General features: G+C 35.9%; 13 protein-coding genes and 4 pseudogenes. 5 read left to right on the top strand and 12 right to left on the bottom strand.

Features of this window, described 5'->3' with window-relative positions; genetic code table 11:
- The first annotated feature begins 60 nt into the window (after positions 1-60).
- The 5 genes and pseudogenes from N7U66_RS16530 (at position 61) to rodA (ending at position 5,587) form a co-directional block, all read left to right on the top strand.
- Complete coding sequence (locus N7U66_RS16530) at positions 61-1,089, top strand: rod shape-determining protein (RefSeq protein WP_267676162.1); 1,029 nt, start codon at positions 61-63, stop codon at positions 1,087-1,089.
- 14 nt (positions 1,090-1,103) lie between these two features.
- Positions 1,104-1,925: a rod shape-determining protein MreC gene (mreC, locus tag N7U66_RS16525; protein WP_267676161.1), complete on the top strand. Its 822-nt coding sequence runs from the start codon at positions 1,104-1,106 to the stop codon at positions 1,923-1,925.
- Positions 1,918-2,427, top strand: coding sequence for a rod shape-determining protein MreD (gene mreD / locus N7U66_RS16520; RefSeq protein ID WP_267676160.1), 510 nt, complete (start codon positions 1,918-1,920; stop codon positions 2,425-2,427). The genes mreC and mreD overlap by 8 nt, the downstream gene beginning before the upstream one ends.
- Positions 2,424-4,327: pseudogene (mrdA, locus tag N7U66_RS16515) on the top strand (penicillin-binding protein 2). Before mreD ends, mrdA begins: the two are co-directional and overlap by 4 nt.
- A pseudogene (rodA, locus tag N7U66_RS16510) lies at positions 4,314-5,587 on the top strand (rod shape-determining protein RodA). Before mrdA ends, rodA begins: the two co-directional pseudogenes overlap by 14 nt.
- Positions 5,588-5,828: 241 nt before the next feature.
- Here rodA and N7U66_RS16505 read toward each other — a convergent pair.
- From N7U66_RS16505 to N7U66_RS16450, 12 genes and pseudogenes are all read right to left on the bottom strand, one after another.
- Positions 5,829-7,283: a hypothetical protein gene (locus N7U66_RS16505; RefSeq protein ID WP_267676159.1), complete on the bottom strand. Its 1,455-nt coding sequence runs from the start codon at positions 7,281-7,283 to the stop codon at positions 5,829-5,831.
- An 866-nt stretch (positions 7,284-8,149) separates the two neighbouring features.
- Complete coding sequence (locus N7U66_RS16500) at positions 8,150-8,698, bottom strand: hypothetical protein (RefSeq protein ID WP_267676158.1); 549 nt, start codon at positions 8,696-8,698, stop codon at positions 8,150-8,152.
- Positions 8,679-9,218, bottom strand: a complete 540-nt coding sequence (locus tag N7U66_RS16495; protein WP_267676157.1) for a hypothetical protein — start codon at positions 9,216-9,218, stop codon at positions 8,679-8,681. The genes N7U66_RS16500 and N7U66_RS16495 overlap by 20 nt, the downstream gene beginning before the upstream one ends.
- 88 nt (positions 9,219-9,306) lie before the next feature.
- Positions 9,307-10,068 (bottom strand): hypothetical protein, encoded by a 762-nt coding sequence (locus N7U66_RS16490; RefSeq protein ID WP_267676156.1) that lies wholly within the window; start codon positions 10,066-10,068, stop codon positions 9,307-9,309.
- Complete coding sequence (locus N7U66_RS16485; protein WP_267676155.1) at positions 10,055-10,618, bottom strand: RNA polymerase sigma factor; 564 nt, start codon at positions 10,616-10,618, stop codon at positions 10,055-10,057. The genes N7U66_RS16490 and N7U66_RS16485 overlap by 14 nt, the downstream gene beginning before the upstream one ends.
- Before the next feature lie 77 nt (positions 10,619-10,695).
- Positions 10,696-11,673: a polyprenyl synthetase family protein gene (locus tag N7U66_RS16480; RefSeq protein ID WP_267676154.1), complete on the bottom strand. Its 978-nt coding sequence runs from the start codon at positions 11,671-11,673 to the stop codon at positions 10,696-10,698.
- 42 nt (positions 11,674-11,715) lie between these two features.
- Positions 11,716-12,756, bottom strand: a pseudogene (gene rlmN, locus N7U66_RS16475) (23S rRNA (adenine(2503)-C(2))-methyltransferase RlmN).
- 155 nt (positions 12,757-12,911) lie between these two features.
- Positions 12,912-13,961, bottom strand: a complete 1,050-nt coding sequence (queA, locus tag N7U66_RS16470; RefSeq protein WP_267678547.1) for a tRNA preQ1(34) S-adenosylmethionine ribosyltransferase-isomerase QueA — start codon at positions 13,959-13,961, stop codon at positions 12,912-12,914.
- Positions 13,962-14,166: 205 nt separating this feature from the next.
- Positions 14,167-15,409 (bottom strand): annotated as a pseudogene (locus N7U66_RS16465) (3-phosphoshikimate 1-carboxyvinyltransferase).
- 37 nt (positions 15,410-15,446) lie between these two features.
- Positions 15,447-15,773: a nucleotide pyrophosphohydrolase gene (locus tag N7U66_RS16460; RefSeq protein WP_267676153.1), complete on the bottom strand. Its 327-nt coding sequence runs from the start codon at positions 15,771-15,773 to the stop codon at positions 15,447-15,449.
- Positions 15,770-16,162: a metal-dependent hydrolase gene (locus N7U66_RS16455; RefSeq protein WP_267676152.1), complete on the bottom strand. Its 393-nt coding sequence runs from the start codon at positions 16,160-16,162 to the stop codon at positions 15,770-15,772. Before N7U66_RS16455 ends, N7U66_RS16460 begins: the two co-directional genes overlap by 4 nt.
- On the bottom strand, positions 16,152-16,286 hold the full coding sequence (locus tag N7U66_RS16450; protein WP_267676151.1) for a hypothetical protein: 135 nt from the start codon (positions 16,284-16,286) through the stop codon (positions 16,152-16,154). Before N7U66_RS16450 ends, N7U66_RS16455 begins: the two co-directional genes overlap by 11 nt.
- Between the last annotated feature and the right edge of the window lie 2 nt (positions 16,287-16,288).

The raw sequence follows: 16,288 nt of genomic DNA, 5'->3' as shown, positions 1-16,288 counted from the left end.
TTGCTCAATTTTATTACTTTTACGCATACTTTTTTTTAACCCAAATAATTACACTAGCATATGGGATTTTTTGACTTCTTGACTGAAGAAATCGCTATAGATTTAGGAACAGCAAACACACTAATAATTCATAATGATAAAGTGGTTGTCGATGCGCCGTCTATTGTTGCTCGTGATCGTATTTCGGGTAAAATTATTGCCGTTGGCCAGCAGGCCAACATGATGCAAGGTAAAACACATGAAAACATTAAGACCATTAGACCACTAAAAGATGGTGTTATTGCAGATTTTGATGCTTCAGAGCAAATGATTAGCATGTTTATAAAAAATATTCCTGCTTTAAAAAAGAGATTATTTACTCCCGCACTACGCATGGTTATCTGTATTCCTTCCGGAATTACAGAAGTAGAAATGCGTGCGGTAAAGGAAAGTGCTGAGCGTGTAAATGGTAAAGAAGTGTATTTAATTCACGAACCCATGGCCGCTGCCATTGGAATTGGTATCGATATTATGCAACCCAAAGGAAACATGATCGTAGATATTGGAGGAGGAACCACAGAAATTGCAGTAATTGCCTTAGGTGGTATTGTATGTGACAAATCGGTAAAGATTGCAGGTGATGTTTTTACCAATGATATAATTTATTATATGCGTACACAACATAACTTATATGTGGGTGAACGTACTGCTGAAAAAATAAAAATTCAGATTGGAGCTGCTACTGAAGATTTAGATTTGCCTCCAGAAGACATGAGCGTTCAAGGGCGTGATTTATTAACTGGGAAACCTAAACAGGTACAAATTTCTTATCGTGAAATTGCAAAAGCTTTAGATAAATCTATATTACGTGTTGAAGATGCCGTAATGGAAACATTATCTCAAACCCCTCCTGAATTAGCTGCCGACATTTATAATACTGGTATTTATTTAGCGGGGGGTGGCTCGATGCTTCGTGGTTTAGACAAAAGGTTGTCTCAAAAAACTGACTTGCCTGTTTACATTGCTGAAGATCCGTTGCGTGCCGTAGTACGTGGTACTGGTATAACGCTTAAAAATATACCAAAATATAAGAGTGTATTGATAAAATAAATCTCCCAAATTAAATGCAACAAATAGTAAACTTCATTCTACGAAACAAAACGTTTCTGCTGTTTGCCTTTTTGTTATTTATTGCACTCACGCTAACGATTCAATCACATAGCTACCATAAAAGTAGATTTATTAACTCTGCAAATTTTGTAAGTGGTGGTATTTATAACGCTTCCAATAATATTAGTGATTACTTTGGACTAAGAGAGCAAAATATATTGCTTCAAGAAGAAAATAACAGGCTGAGATCTGCTCTTTTTAATGCAGATATACAGGCTGACTCTACGTATATAGACAGTCTGCATTTTACAAAAAACTATAAATTTACAGAAGCAAAGGTTATTAGAAACAACTACGCATTTACAAACAATGTTCTTCTTATAAACAAAGGCAAAAAAGATAGTGTTATACAAGACTTAGGCGTGATCTCTTCAAAGGGAATTATTGGCATTATAGAAAACACAAATAACAATTATGCTACTGTCATTTCGATTCTAAACACTACCAATCGCATCAGTGCTCAGCTAAAAAAAACAAATCACTTTGGATCGTTACATTGGAATGCTAAGTCACCAAAATTTATTCAGCTCACAGAGATTCCAAAAATAGCCCCTGTGGCTGAAGGGGACACTATAATTACCTCAGGCCGTTCGTCTATATTCCCTAAAGGGATTCTGATTGGTACGGTGTCTTCTTTTAAATTGGATGCCGCTGAGAATTATTATGAAATTGAAATCAGTCTTTTTAATGACATGACCAACATTGAGCATGTTTATGTTATAGAAAACACAGACAAAACAGCCATTAAAACGCTTTTAAATACTATAGATGACTAATATATTTTCAAAAAATACAGTCCGTTTTATAGTTTTACTTTTAGTACAAGTCCTCGTATTAAGTCATATCAATTTTATGGGATTTGTAAACCCTTATTTATATATCTTATTCATCATTTTATATCCCATAAAAAACAACCGAATGTTGTTTATTTTACTAAGTTTTTTATTGGGTTTGCTTGTAGATATGTTTCCGGATTCCGGAGGAATTCACGCTGCGGCTTCAGTAACTATTGCTTTTATAAGGCCCGCAGCTTTAAAGACGAGTTTTGGTGCTGTTTATGAGCATCAGGCACTAAAATTTAATTCCATTGCTCTTGGACAACGCATCACCTATATAACCCTATTAACTTTTATCCACCATCTTGTTTTATTCTCGCTAGAATTTTTTAACTTATCAAAAATACTATTAACCCTTAAAAGCACGTTACTCTCTAGTATTTTTACGATTATTTTATGTGTTTTAATGACTATTTTATTTAGTAGTTCTAATAAAAAATGAGACAATTATTACTTTTTCTTATTGTTATTTTCGTTGGTGTTGTATTTACAGGACGGTTATTCTATTTACAAATATATCAGTCAAATGCTGATGGTTTATACGAAGACAATGCCATAAGAAAGGTTTATGATTACCCAAAACGAGGCTATGTTTACGATAGAAATGGCAAGCTTTTAGTCGCCAATCAACCGTCATACGATGTCATGGTCATCCCTCGTGAAGTAGAGCCATTAGATACTTTAGAATTTTGCTCGCTCTTAAAAATCGACAAAACACGATTTTTAACGCAATTTGAAAAGGCTAAACATTACTCTTGGCGCTTACCCTCTGTTTTTGTGTCACATTTGTCTAAAGAAGATTATGCTGTTCTTCAAGAAAAAATGAGAAAATATGATGGTTTTTATATTCAAAAGCGATCACTAAGGCAATACGAAGCCGCTATCGGGGCTAATGTTTTAGGTGACATTGGAGAGGTTAATCAAGCGCTATTAAACCAAGACGCTTATTATAAAAGTGGTGATTTAATAGGAAAACAAGGTATTGAGAAGTCTTATGAGAACATACTTCGTGGACAAAAAGGAATTAAATTTATTCAAAAAGACCGTTTTAATAGAAACATAGGACCATATAAAGACGGTAAATATGACACCTTACCAAAACCTGGTAAAGACATTAAAATCACGATAGATGCAGACTTGCAAGCCTATGGGGAATGGCTAATGCAAAACAAACGTGGTGGTGTTATTGCCATTGAACCAAGTACTGGTGAAATTTTAGCGATGGTGGCCGCCCCCACTTACGACCCCAATGATTTAGTGGGTAGAATTCGCTCTAAAAATTTTAATAAACTATTAAGAGACACCATAGCGAAACCCTTATTTAATAGAAGTCTTCAAGGTGTTTATGAGCCAGGGTCCCCTTTTAAGTTGATGAATGCTTTAGTCGCTCTTCAAGAAGGCGTTATTAGTGTAGACGAAAAAATAACCTGTTATGCCGGCTACAAATATGCGAATCGTTTTATGAAATGCCACTGTAATTCGGCACTCGTAATGATCTTATTCGTGGCATACAACAATCTTGTAATGCGTATTTCGCGACCACCTACAGACGCATTTTAGACAAACCAGAAAATGCCTCCATTGGCATTGATACTTGGAGTAAACATGTGCAAAGTTTTGGTTTAGGTAATTATTTAAATAATGATTTAGTAGTAGGACAAAAAGGGCGTATTCCAGATCGCGATTATTACAGAGGTTTGTATCCGGACCGTTTTTACAGTACCTACACCATGTCTAATGCCATTGGTCAAGGAGAAGTCGCAACCACACCTATTCAATTAGCAAATATGGTGGCCGCTATTGCCAATCGAGGGTATTATTTTACCCCTCATATTATAAAATCTATCGAAGACGAAACACTCCCTTTGGAGTTTACGTCACCTAAGTACACAACGATAGATAAAAAGCACTTTGAGCCTGTTATTGAAGGCATGCATCAAGTGTATAAAAAAGGAACGGCACAATACCTTCAAGTAAAAGACCTTGAGATTTGCGGAAAAACAGGTACCGTAGAAAATTTTATAAATATTGATAGCACACGAGTACAATTGACCGATCATTCTATTTTTGTTGCTTTTGCACCAAAAGACAACCCGAAGATTGCAATAGCTGTTTTTGTTGAAAATGGTTATTTTGGAAGTCGTTTTGCTGGAAAAGTTGCGAGTTTAATGATTGAAAAATATGTAAACGGAACCATAACCCGTAAAGATCTTGAGCGCTGGTTATTAACCCATAGTTTAGAAGATGAATACGCGAAGCCCTATTCCGGAGAACCGTTTAAAATAAACAGGGAAGCCCAATTACAAGTCATACCCCTACCTACAGATTATGAGACAGACTGATAGACACTATAAGTTTGATTGGATTACTATACTCCTTTTCTTTTTATTAGTTAGCTTTGGATGGTTAAATATCCTTTCTGCGTCACAAACGGGAGAAGCTATACATTATTTCAGTTTCGATAATTTTTATGGAAAGCAGCTCATTTTTATCATTCTCTCTATCGTTTTAATCATTTTCATTTTATCTATTGACTCTAAGTTTTACGAACGGTTTTCCAGCATTATTTACTTTGCATCTATGTTGTCCTTAATAGGACTTTTTATATTTGGTAAAAGCATAAACGGGGCAACTTCTTGGTATGATTTTGGAGGCATGACTTTACAACCTAGTGAGTTTGCTAAAGCTGCAACTGCGTTGGCAGTGGCGAAATATGTTAGTGATTTACAAACCGACATCAAGTATTTTAAAGATCAACTACGCCTGTTTGGCATCATCCTACTTCCGGCTTTATTAATTTTATTGCAAAAAGACGCAGGAAGCACACTAGTTTATGGCGCTTTCTTTTTTGTGCTTTATCGTGAAGGACTACCAAAAATCTATTTAATTATTGGTTCGTTATTAATTGTCTTGTCTATAGCTGCCTTAAAATTTGGTGTGACAGTAACCATGCTAACCGCAGCACTACTTGTTTTTGGCTATTATTTTACCCGAAGAAAGAAACCACCCTTTTATCTGCCCGTTTTCACTTTAATTATTGGATTAGGATTGGCTTTTCTTGTGCGCTATGTTTATGAGCATCAATTGCCTTTTCACCAAAAGGACCGAATCACCATTTGGTTAAGTTTAGAAAAAGATGCTGCTAAACTTGAAAGTATGAAGAAGAAAGCGGCATATAATCTCTTAGAAAGTGAAAAAGCCATTAGTTCGGAGGCTTCTCCGGTAAGGGATTTTTAGAGGGCACGCGAACCACAGGTAAGTTTGTACCGGAACAACATACAGATTATATTTTTAGTACTGTTGGTGAAGAATGGGGTTTTATGGGTAGCTTTGGTGTCGTTTTGCTCTTTGTATTACTTATTTTACGTCTGCTACATCTTGCCGAATTACAAAAATCGCAATTCAGCCGAGTCTATGGCTACGCTGTCGCCGCCATATTCTTTCTCCACTTTTTAATTAATATAGGCATGGTTATGGGCTTAATACCTACCATTGGTATTCCATTGCCCTTTTTTAGTTATGGTGGCTCCGGGCTTTGGGGATTCACCATTTTGCTGTTTATTTTCATCAAGCTAGATTCTAACAGGATCAACCAGTGGTAGCCTTTGTTTTAGGTCTTTAAGTATTTTAAAAACGTTCATATGACACTCTTTACAAGAGCGTATTATCCTCATGCAAAACTATAATTTTGCTAATACTAATTTATATGAGATCAAATGGAATGCTTAGTAAATTAAGTGTATTGAAATTAAATGGACTACAAAACATATTGGAATTAATGACTAAGTCTCTAAGAGCAAACATCTTCACCAATTTCTATTTCGTAGTCCACCTTTTACCTAACTAGTTTTCGTTCCTTCCCAATTGCTCTAATTTTGCTCTTACTAGATCGACATGCTTTTGTTTCACTTCTGTTTTGTTCAAGCCATTAAGGTTATCTATATACCCCGTAAAAACATGACTAATATTAAGTGGCGTTGTTCTTTTATCATGAGATACACTATGGCATAAGAAACAATTAACAAGGTTACTGTCCGTCGTTTCGTGAATCGCATTTGAAGAAAACCCTACTTGAACATAGGTTTCCATAGTTATATTATAAGCAGCCACAGAGCCACGCGCTAAATCTCCTTTTTTTGAATTATGAAGATTACCTCCTAAAGAGTCTAACAATGCGGTTTGTGCTTCTAAGCCTTCATAACCTTCGGTATTGATCCATAGAGAGCCATTATAGAAATAATTATTCCAAATTCCTGATAATTGTTTTTTTACATCGTTGTTAATCGTGCGAATATTGTTATAATTTTCTGACCCGTTTTGGCTCGTTTCCATATAGACTTGTACATTCTTATTATCAATACCCTTAATCTCAACAGGCGTTCCATATTTATAGACAGAAAATACATCTGTATAAATACCATTGCCTGAAGTAACATTTTTAACGGTTGCCGTAGAATTTTTACTAAAAAGCGGATAGTCTGTAGTGCTCGTTATAGGAGCATCAGTCGTTGGTGTTGCTTTACTCCAATCATAATAAGGGGCGAGTGCATCGTGCTCAAAAGTCGCCCAAATGAATTCAGGATGATTTTCCACCACACCTACAACATGCATTCCTAAGAGCGCTACTTGGGTTGGCACACCATTAATCAAACCCTCTGTTACAAAATAGGTCGATGCATCTTGCAAGCCTTTTACGTCAATCCATGAGGTTTTAAGTTCTAAAGCACCAACAGGAAATGCGATGTTTTTTACGCTCGTTGAATCTGCTTCCGCCTGCGGCGCATATTTTATCATCGTATTATAACTAATGTCATCCATATAAATAGCATAATATACTGTGGTAGAAGCTGGGTCTCCCGATGCAAAAACAGGTGTCTTCAATATATCTGTAGTACTACTAGCTTGTGCGGTATCTGTTAGAATCACCGCTTGGTTAGGGCCTAATTTCTCACCGATAGAAGAGACTTGAATCAGGCTATCTAAAAACATTGGCCTTCCATTCACTTCGTTGGTTAGCCATAAAAATTTTTGCCAAGACCATTGATGAAAATTACAATTGGTAACCGTTTCATTATTTGCAAAAACGCTGGTAGCCCCTTCATTAGGTGGTGGTGTGTTACGTACGCCATCAACTAGTTTAAACCATTCTGATGGGGCATTACAGTTTGAAGGCATCGCTTCGGTAGCCTCTACATATTCAGATAAGGTAGCATTTGTTGCTGGTTGCTTTAAATCGTTCTTACAACTATATATTATTGTTAAGGTGATAAAGAGTACTATTAAATTTAAAGGTTTCATAAGGTGGTTTTTTAAAATAAATTGATTGGTTGTTGAATACCATAAATATACAGGTTTTAAAGGCAATAAAACAGCGTACAAATACCTGATTCACACTAAGTTTTAAGGTCACAATATTTCAGTATTTTAAAAATAACACGTTGTATGCCGAAGCTCCGGGTCTCGCGTTACTCCAGGTCACCCGTGTACCAAAACCTAAATAAATTACTTTAGTTGAGTTCATTTCCTAATATTAGGCAACTTATGGTATTTACCACCTAAAACACCCTTTGAGAGCTTTGTTAAATAACACATAAAGACCTTGATACCTATTTTAAAAGCCTTAAAAAATAACAAAAGAAACTGATTACGCTTCGAAAAACCTTCATCACTTCGGACTGTCTAAAAGTTATACGTGGATGTACCCGTATTATACGTATGCTCTTAAAAAGCTTGCTTAAATTAAGGACTATTGTGCTATTCTTTTTCATAAAACCGCGTTGTTATAAGGCCTAAAACTAAGTTCATTCAGCAGACGAAAAATAGACCATCCGCTCGACACATGCGATTCAGAAACTGCTCAGAAATTATCGCCCACAAACCGGGCATAGAACAAAACATTGAAGAAGCGATTGAAATAGAAAAAAACATGAAAAGAATCCTCCTTGGAAAGGGATTAAATGATTGCGTTTGTGGTTTATCTAAACGTTTGCCTAATTGTGATGGTTCCCACAAGCAATTAAGAAAAATAAACTAAAATATTGAGGTGCTTTCATCTCACTCAAAGACATGAAGTCAAAAACGCTCTTACTTATGCCATCGGTTTAATCAAAAAAACCTTTTCAAATGGAATTGAAAAGGCTTTTTAATGCGGTATTAGAATGAATTTAATCTAAATCAATTCTCACACCCAAAGAGATGTTGTTTTGTTTAAACGTATTGCTTTTAAAGGTTTCTGATAAGTCATATTTTGCATACAAACTAATGTCTCCAACACCCACATAAGCTCCCACACCATAAACAAAAGGATTCACATTATAATCCTGTTGTATTTTTTGTTTCACACGCTTTCCATCTTCTTTGTACCAAAGTTTTTGTTTCGCACTTAAGTTAATTCCGCCATAACCACCAATACCAAACTTAAATTGATCCTGTGTATAGTAACGAATTCTATCTTTTTTCTCCACTTTTTTCGATGGGCCAAACTCAAAATACAATGGGAAAACCAAATTTGTAGTACGGAATTTTGCTTGTTTTAAATCTGACGGGAATGTTTCTATAGTCGTCGTATTGCCATTTTGCACAAAAAATTTATTATCCTTTAAATCATACTTATTCCACTGGAAAGAAAAACCATACTTCACTCTCGCAAAATTGGATTCTTTAAATAGTCCGGTTTTCCAATTCCAGCCTAATTCAAAAAAGCCGAGACCCACCTAATTTATACGGAGAATCACTTAAGCTCCGGCCGTCTATAATAGCGTTATTTATACCAGCCGCAATCACTAAATCATTCCCTGTTCGAATGTCGTATTTTACGGGATGTCTTTTCCCTGTAATACCTAATTCTTTTCTTCCAGCTCCTATTACGATAGAAATCCTATTAACCTCTTCATTTCCGATAGCTTCGTCATAGCCATTACGTCTAACTAAATCGATGTGATTTTGGAGTATTATTTGACGATTTTCAATATTTAACGCCCGCTTTTTAGCCACTTCCTGTTTTAAATCTTCGCCTTCTTCATAAGTAATTTCTTTTGCATTTACCCGTTTATTAATCGCTTCAACTTCTTCTTTCAAAAATCCCTTTTCCTCCGTTTCAACGCGTGCTTTTAAAGATTCCAAATAAATAATTTGCTTGTCTGTTTGTTTTACTTGAATACTGTCTTGTGCTACCGTTTGCGTTACATAACAACTTAAAATTAACCCTAATAAATACCTCGTAATTGTTTGCATAATTGTTCGTTTTTTGCCTCCTTGACATTTTTCTATAGTGAAAAACCCAAAGAGATTCGTTTATAATTGATTTTAATTGATGATTGTTTTAATCGTTACGCTCTGCTAGTTCCGCTCTAATAGAACTGTAACCGTTACGTACCGTTTTAAGTAATTTATCTCTAAGCGATTCCTCTAAATCGTCTTCAACATCTTGAAGTATCTCGTTGTGGTCTATAGGTACGTTCGTGTTTTTATTTAATGCCCTCCACACGATATCTTCTCGCGCCCTTGATAGTAAAGAATCAATATTATTTTCGCTACCCATAATAACACGATCCTGTTTACGGGTTGACACCAAAATATCCGCTTCCATTTTGTTACTTTGAGAATCTATAAGTAAGCTTTCATGGACTGCAATTTCACTTATATGGTTACTAGCCAATAACTGTTGGTTTTGTTTATTTACTACAGTTCCTTGAGGGTCTTGAGGCTTATTTTTCACCTCACCATGTGGTCGTTTTGCGTTACTTTCTATCACGTTTTTGACTACAATGGGAGTTGTATTTTCTTCCAGCATTTCAGGTGATAGAATAACCGTATCTTCCGTATTCATGGTCTTGTTTTTATTTATATCAACAACAGTTGGTGGCTGGGTGGTTGTGATGTCCTTTTTTAATATAGGGTAAACAACGCATAGCAATCCCACAATACTGGCGGCAATAGCGAACCACTGGAACCCTGTTTTACTTTCTTTTTGCTCTTCAACATCTAAACGGTTTGACAACGCATCCCATGTTTTATCTGAGGGATTTATTGTTCGTTTTTCGAGCCTATCTTTTAAGTCTTCTTCAAATTTAATTGGTGCCATAACTCGATGTATTTAGTTCATTAACCTGTTTTTGCAGCAGTTGTCTTGCTTTAAACAATTGGGATTTTGATGTCCCCTCACTGATATTTAATATTTCAGCGATTTCTTGATGTTTGTAGCCTTCAATAGCATACATATTAAAGACTATTTTATAGCCTTCTGGTAGGGCATCAATTATGTTTTGAATGTGTTCAACCTCAATCTCTGTTTGAATATTATTAGTGTATTCTTGATGTCCATCTACGTCATCTGAAACAAATGCGATCTGCTTTTTTTGTCTTAGAAAGGAAATCGCTTCCCTTACCATTATGCGTCTTATCCAACCTTCAAAACTACCTTCAGATTTAAATGATTTCAAATTGGTGAATACTTTAAAGAAACCATTGAGCATCGCTTCCTCTGCTTGTTGCAGGTCCTTTATATAATAACGACAAACACTTAACATTTTGGGTGCATGCCACTCATAAATAACATGCTGTGCCTGACGGTCATTTTTTTGAGCACGTTTAATGAACCTCGTTTCATTAGTATAGAATTGGATAACTTTCAAAAGGTGTCGTTAGTTTTAGTCTTCATTTATAAAGACGCAAAAGTGATACAAAAGGTTGCCTGCGTATTGAAAAAAAGTTATTTTTTTCTTTCAATCACATAATTTACCATCAATTCTAAGGAAGATTTATAGCTAGATTCCGGGTAACTTTGTAGTATTTTTAAGGCTTCAGACTGAAAAGTCTTCATTTTAGTCACGGCATAATCCAATCCCCCATTATTTTTAACAAAAGCAATAACCTCTGCTACTCGTTTTTTATCTTTATTGTGATTTTTAATGGAATTAATGAGCCATTTCTTCTCTTTCTTAGTACATGTATTTAGTACATGAATTAAAGGCAAGGTCATTTTTTGTTCTTTAATATCAATACCTATAGGCTTTCCAATGCTTTTCGAACCATAATCGAATAAGTCGTCTTTTATTTGAAACGCCATACCAATGAGCTCTCCAAACTTACGCATTGTTTCTACATCTGCTGAATCAGGCTTCACAGACGCGGCACCTAAGCTACAACAGGCTGCAATGAGTGTTGCCGTTTTTTGCCTGATGATTTCATAATAAACAGCCTCCGTAATATCAAGTTTCCGTGCTTTCTCAATTTGAAGTAATTCGCCTTCACTCATCTCGCGAACGGCAATCGAAATTATTTTTAGTAAATCGAAATCATTATTATCTATAGAGAGCAACAACCCTTTTGATAACAAATAATCACCAATTAGAACAGCAATTTTGTTTTTCCACAGGGCATTAATAGAAAAGAAACCACGACGTTTATTACTATCGTCGACCACATCGTCGTGAACTAAAGTCGCGGTGTGTATCAATTCTATGACGGAAGCCCCACGATAGGTTCTATCTAACACCTCTCCATTTGAAACCATTTTAGCCACAAGAAACACAAACATAGGGCGCATTTGCTTGCCTTTTCTATTCACTATATAATGAGTAATACGATTAAGCAACGCTACTTTAGAAGCCATCGCTAAACGAAACTTTTGTTCGAAAAGCTCCATTTCGTAAGCAATGGGTTCTTTTATTTGTTCGGTTATTTTCACAGGTTACTAAAGATAGAACTTCACTAAATGATAATTTAATTTTTAACTTTTATTTGCCAATTGTCCGCAAGCTGCATCGATATCTTTACCACGACTTCTGCGTACGTTAACCACTATATTATTACGTTCTAAAATACGAATATAATCTTCTATAGCTTGACTTGATGCTTGTTGAAATGCGCCATCATCAATGGGGTTGTACTCAATAATATTGACTTTACAAGGTACGTACTTACAAAACGTCACTAAGGCCTCTATATCTTTAATGCTATCATTTATACCTTTCCACACTATATATTCATAGGTAATGGCCTTTTTAGTTTTCTCATACCAATATTCTAATGCCTCTTGCAAATCTTTAAGTGGAAAAGTCTCATTAAATGGCATAATAGACGTTCTCACTTCATCTATTGCTGAATGTAAAGAAACTGCTAAGTTAAATTTCACTTCATCATCTGCCATTTTTTTAATCATCTTTGGAACACCCGAAGTAGAGACCACAATTCGCTTTGGCGACATGCCTAAGCCTTACGGTGAGGTGATTTTATCGATGGCTTTGATCACGTTATTGTAGTTCATGAGTGGTTCACCCATGCCCATAAATACAATATTACTCAATGGCCTGTTAAAGTAAAGCCTACTCTCGTTATCTATAGCTACAACCTGATCATAAATTTCATCAGGATTTAAGTTTCGCATGCGTTTTAACCGTGATGTTGCACAAAAGGAGCAATCTAAACTACAACCCACCTGGCTGGAAACACAAGCTGTTGTTCGTGTTGGCGTTGGAATTAGAACAGATTCGACAATTAAGCCATCATGCAACCGCACGGCATTCTTAACCGTCCCATCGCTACTGCGTTGCATGGTATCTACTTTAATGTGATTAATCACAAAATTATCTTCCAGCATTTGTCGCGTTTCTTTCGAAATATTCGTCATATCCTCAAAAGCATGTGCGCTTTTACTCCATAACCATTCGTAAACCTGATTGCCACGAAAGGCTTCATCTCCTTCTTTAACGAAGAAATCGCGTAATTGCTCCTTGGTTAATGCTCTTATGTCTTTTTTATTAATTTCCATTGTAATGCAAAAATAGTGAAAGCATTAAAGAATTACGATTTTTGGATTGCGAATAATAAAAAAGCCTCAACTTTAAAAAAGCTGAGGCTAATAATTGGTTTTTAGTTTAGAGTAATATCGCAACCCAAAGCGGGAGACTTCTATTAAATAGCGTGTTATATAATTAACATCGCATCTCCATAACTGTAAAATTTATACTTTTCTTTTACTGCTTCCTCGTAGGCACGTTTAATAAAATCGTGTCCAGCAAAAGCTGACGCCATCATCAATAAAGTTGATTTTGGCGTGTGAAAGTTAGTAATCATGGCGTTAGCAATGCTAAATTCATATGGAGGAAAAATGAATTTATTAGTCCATCCATCAATTTCATTAAGCGTATGGCTTGAAGACACAGCGCTTTCTACCGCACGCATTGCGGTAGTACCTACAGCACAAATACGACGTCTTTCTTTTAAAGCTGTATTTATTTGCTCGACTGCTTTTGGCCCAATGGTAACCTCTTCACTATCCATTTTATGTTTAGATAAATCTTCTACTTCTACTGGATTAAACGTTCCTAATCCGACGTGTAAGGTCACCTCTGCAAAATCAATACCTTTAATTTCTAAACGCTTTAATAAATGTTTAGAGAAATGTAATCCTGCCGTTGGCGCAGCTACAGCCCCTTCTTTTTTAGCAAAAATAGTTTGATAACGCTCTTCATCTTCTGCTTCTACGCCTCGCTTAATATACTTTGGCAATGGTGTTTCCCCTAGTTGCGTTAACTTGGTACGAAACTCTTTATAAGAACCATCGTATAGAAAACGTAAGGTTCTCCCTCGTGATGTTGTATTATCTATCACTTCGGCTACTAATGTTTCATCATCTCCAAAATACAGCTTGTTTCCAATTCTTATTTTACGAGCAGGATCTACTAAAACATCCCAAAGGCGTTGTTCTTCGTTTAATTCACGTAATAAGAATACTTCGATTCTTGCTCCTGTTTTTTCTTTATTACCATATAGACGCGCAGGAAAAACCTTTGTGTCATTAAGAATCATGACATCTTTTTCATCAAAATAATCAATGATGTCTTTAAACATTTTATGTTCGATGGTTTGTTCTTTACGGTTTAAAACCATTAATCGAGACTCATCTCTGTTTTCGGCTGGATACTCTGCCAATAATTCCTCAGGCAATTCGAAGTTGAAGTGCGATAATTTCATTTTTACGTCTATCATATCTTATTTTGAAAGCTACAAATATACAATCTCGAGATAGGCCTTGTCAAGTAAATGACTGATTATTATTTATTATACGCCATAAAATGTAAAAATAATGGATAACCTTCGCTACTATTTTATAAACATCTCAATATAAAAGCAGACCGTAGCCATTTCTATATCTGAATTTAATTCAAAATAAGGCCTACTAAATGTATTTCTCATTAATCTGAAACCCAATGGCTTTTAAATCGTCCCAAAAAGTGGGATACGATTTTGAAACCACTTCTGCTGCTTCGATTTCCAATGGCACTCTTAGAGCCAATGGCGCAAAAGCCATCGCCATTCTATGGTCGTTATAGGTCGCGATAGTTACGTTTTTGTTTATTTCTTTTGATCCCGAAAGTCGAAGTGTGTCGCTTGTAATATTAACGTCACCCCCTAATTTTTCAATTTCAGTTTTTAATGCTACTAGTCTATCTGTTTCTTTTATTTTTAAGGTGTGTAAGCCTGTTAAATCACATTCTAAACCCAAAGCAAAGGCTGAAACCGCTATTGTTTGTGCAATATCTGGTGAATTTGATAAATCGAAAGCAATTTTAACCTCCTGGGCTTACAACTTTTGATTTACACAGCGTTACTGAGTGGTTGTCGAAAGTAGTATAAACTCCAAAGGACTTATAAATATTTGATAATGCCGCATCACCTTGCAAACTGTCTTTTTTATAAGCAGACAATGTCACCGTGGTTCCTACATTTGAAAGCGCTATAATACTGTAATAATACGAAGCAGAAGACCAATCGGACTCCACGGTTAAATGACTCTTGACTGTTGGTTGTCTTCCATTCGCTAGTACAAAAATCGTATTATTTTCAAATACAGTTTCTACGCCAATCGCATTTAACAAACCTAATGTCATGTTTATATAGGGCACTGAGGTAATTTTACCTTTCAAAGTTAATTCCAACCCATTTTCTAATGTTGAAGCGATAAGCAATAAGGCAGAAATATATTGACTACTTACATTGGCTTCCAAGGCCACTTGATTTTTTGTAATCTTTTTGCCTTTTATGATTAAGGGCGGAAAACCGTCCTTCTCTTTGTAACTTATTTCGGCTCCCAACTGATTTAAAGCATCCACCAAAATTTTTATGGGCCGCTCTTTCATGCGTTTTGACCCCGTTAATTCCAGTGTTCTACCGTCTTGTGTTGCAAAAAAGGCCGTTAAAAAACGCATCGCTGTTCCTGCGTGATGAATATCGATAACCTCACTTTTTGAAGCTAGTGCTTTAGTCATTAACTGCGAATCATCGCTATTAGAAACGTTTTTAATTTCTATGTCAGGAAAAAGTGCTTGCAATAATAACAAACGGTTGGATTCACTTTTTGAGCCAGTGATTTGAAGTTCTGAATGTGACTTTATGGTTGATTTATTGAGATGTAAATTCATAAGGGAAAGATTACCGTTTTCTAAAACTATATCTAATCTATTTGAGTTTTTCGTTATTTTGGTGTCTGTCGTGATCCCGTTTCGTTTTAAAGTCCAACTTTTTATCAAAGGCTTCTTGCAAATCTATGCCCGTTTGATTGGCCAAACACAGAACGACAAACATCACATCTGCCAGTTCTTCCCCCAGATCTTTGTTTTTATCACTTTCTTTTTCACTTTGTTCGCCATAACGCCGTGCAATAATTCTAGCCACTTCTCCAACTTCCTCCGTGAGTTGCGCCATATTGGTCAGTTCATTAAAATAACGAACACCATGTGTTTTTATCCAGTTATCGACGTCTTGTTGTGCGTTTTGTATGTTCATTCTTTTGGCTTTAAGAGGTACAAAAATAGTAAAACCAAGACGCATGGAATAGCAATATATTTTAATTCGCTAATAATCACTTGAAAACCCCATTCTGAAAAAAATTTACTAACACCGATTGGAGATACTTTGATTGGCCGAAACGGAAAAAAGAAACGCTCCATGTTAAAGGGAATGAAAAAACCAACACCAAGCCCTCCAGTCGTTAAAGCATCGAGAATACCATGCGAAACGGTTGCAGAAAAGACAGTGATAAAAAACAAATACTTTCTACTCTTACCTACCAATAGTGCTAATAGACCAGCCCACAATAGAGCGAAGAGGACAGAATGCGTAAACCCGCGATGCCCAAACGGATGCGAATAGGGAATCTCTAAGTTAAAAGCCAACACATCTATATCTCGGTAAAATAGCAGAGCCTATTGCGAGAATCACTAATAGCTTATTAGAGTTCCTCTCTGCTATTTTAGAGAGCGTGTAACCTAACAAACCATGCCCGAAGAGTGATGCCATTA

Source organism: Lacinutrix neustonica (genome assembly GCF_026625145.1).
GTDB lineage: Bacteria > Bacteroidota > Bacteroidia > Flavobacteriales > Flavobacteriaceae > Lacinutrix > Lacinutrix neustonica.
The sequence above is the reverse complement of the archived record's forward strand: the minus strand, read 5'-3'. Positions and strand labels throughout refer to the sequence as shown.

Excerpts from the sequence above, each read along its gene's own strand:
- N7U66_RS16460 (WP_267676153.1), bottom strand. The coding sequence starts at position 15,773 with ATGAACATACAAAACGCACAACAAGACGTCGATAACTGGATAAAAACA.
- N7U66_RS16530 (WP_267676162.1), top strand. The coding sequence starts at position 61 with ATGGGATTTTTTGACTTCTTGACTGAAGAAATCGCTATAGATTTAGGA.
- N7U66_RS16495 (WP_267676157.1), bottom strand. The coding sequence starts at position 9,218 with ATGCAAACAATTACGAGGTATTTATTAGGGTTAATTTTAAGTTGTTAT.
- mreC (WP_267676161.1), top strand. The coding sequence starts at position 1,104 with ATGCAACAAATAGTAAACTTCATTCTACGAAACAAAACGTTTCTGCTG.
- queA (WP_267678547.1), bottom strand. The coding sequence starts at position 13,961 with ATGAAATTATCGCACTTCAACTTCGAATTGCCTGAGGAATTATTGGCA.
- N7U66_RS16505 (WP_267676159.1), bottom strand. The coding sequence starts at position 7,283 with ATGAAACCTTTAAATTTAATAGTACTCTTTATCACCTTAACAATAATA.
- mreD (WP_267676160.1), top strand. The coding sequence starts at position 1,918 with ATGACTAATATATTTTCAAAAAATACAGTCCGTTTTATAGTTTTACTT.
- N7U66_RS16490 (WP_267676156.1), bottom strand. The coding sequence starts at position 10,068 with ATGGCACCAATTAAATTTGAAGAAGACTTAAAAGATAGGCTCGAAAAA.
- N7U66_RS16450 (WP_267676151.1), bottom strand. The coding sequence starts at position 16,286 with ATGGCATCACTCTTCGGGCATGGTTTGTTAGGTTACACGCTCTCTAAA.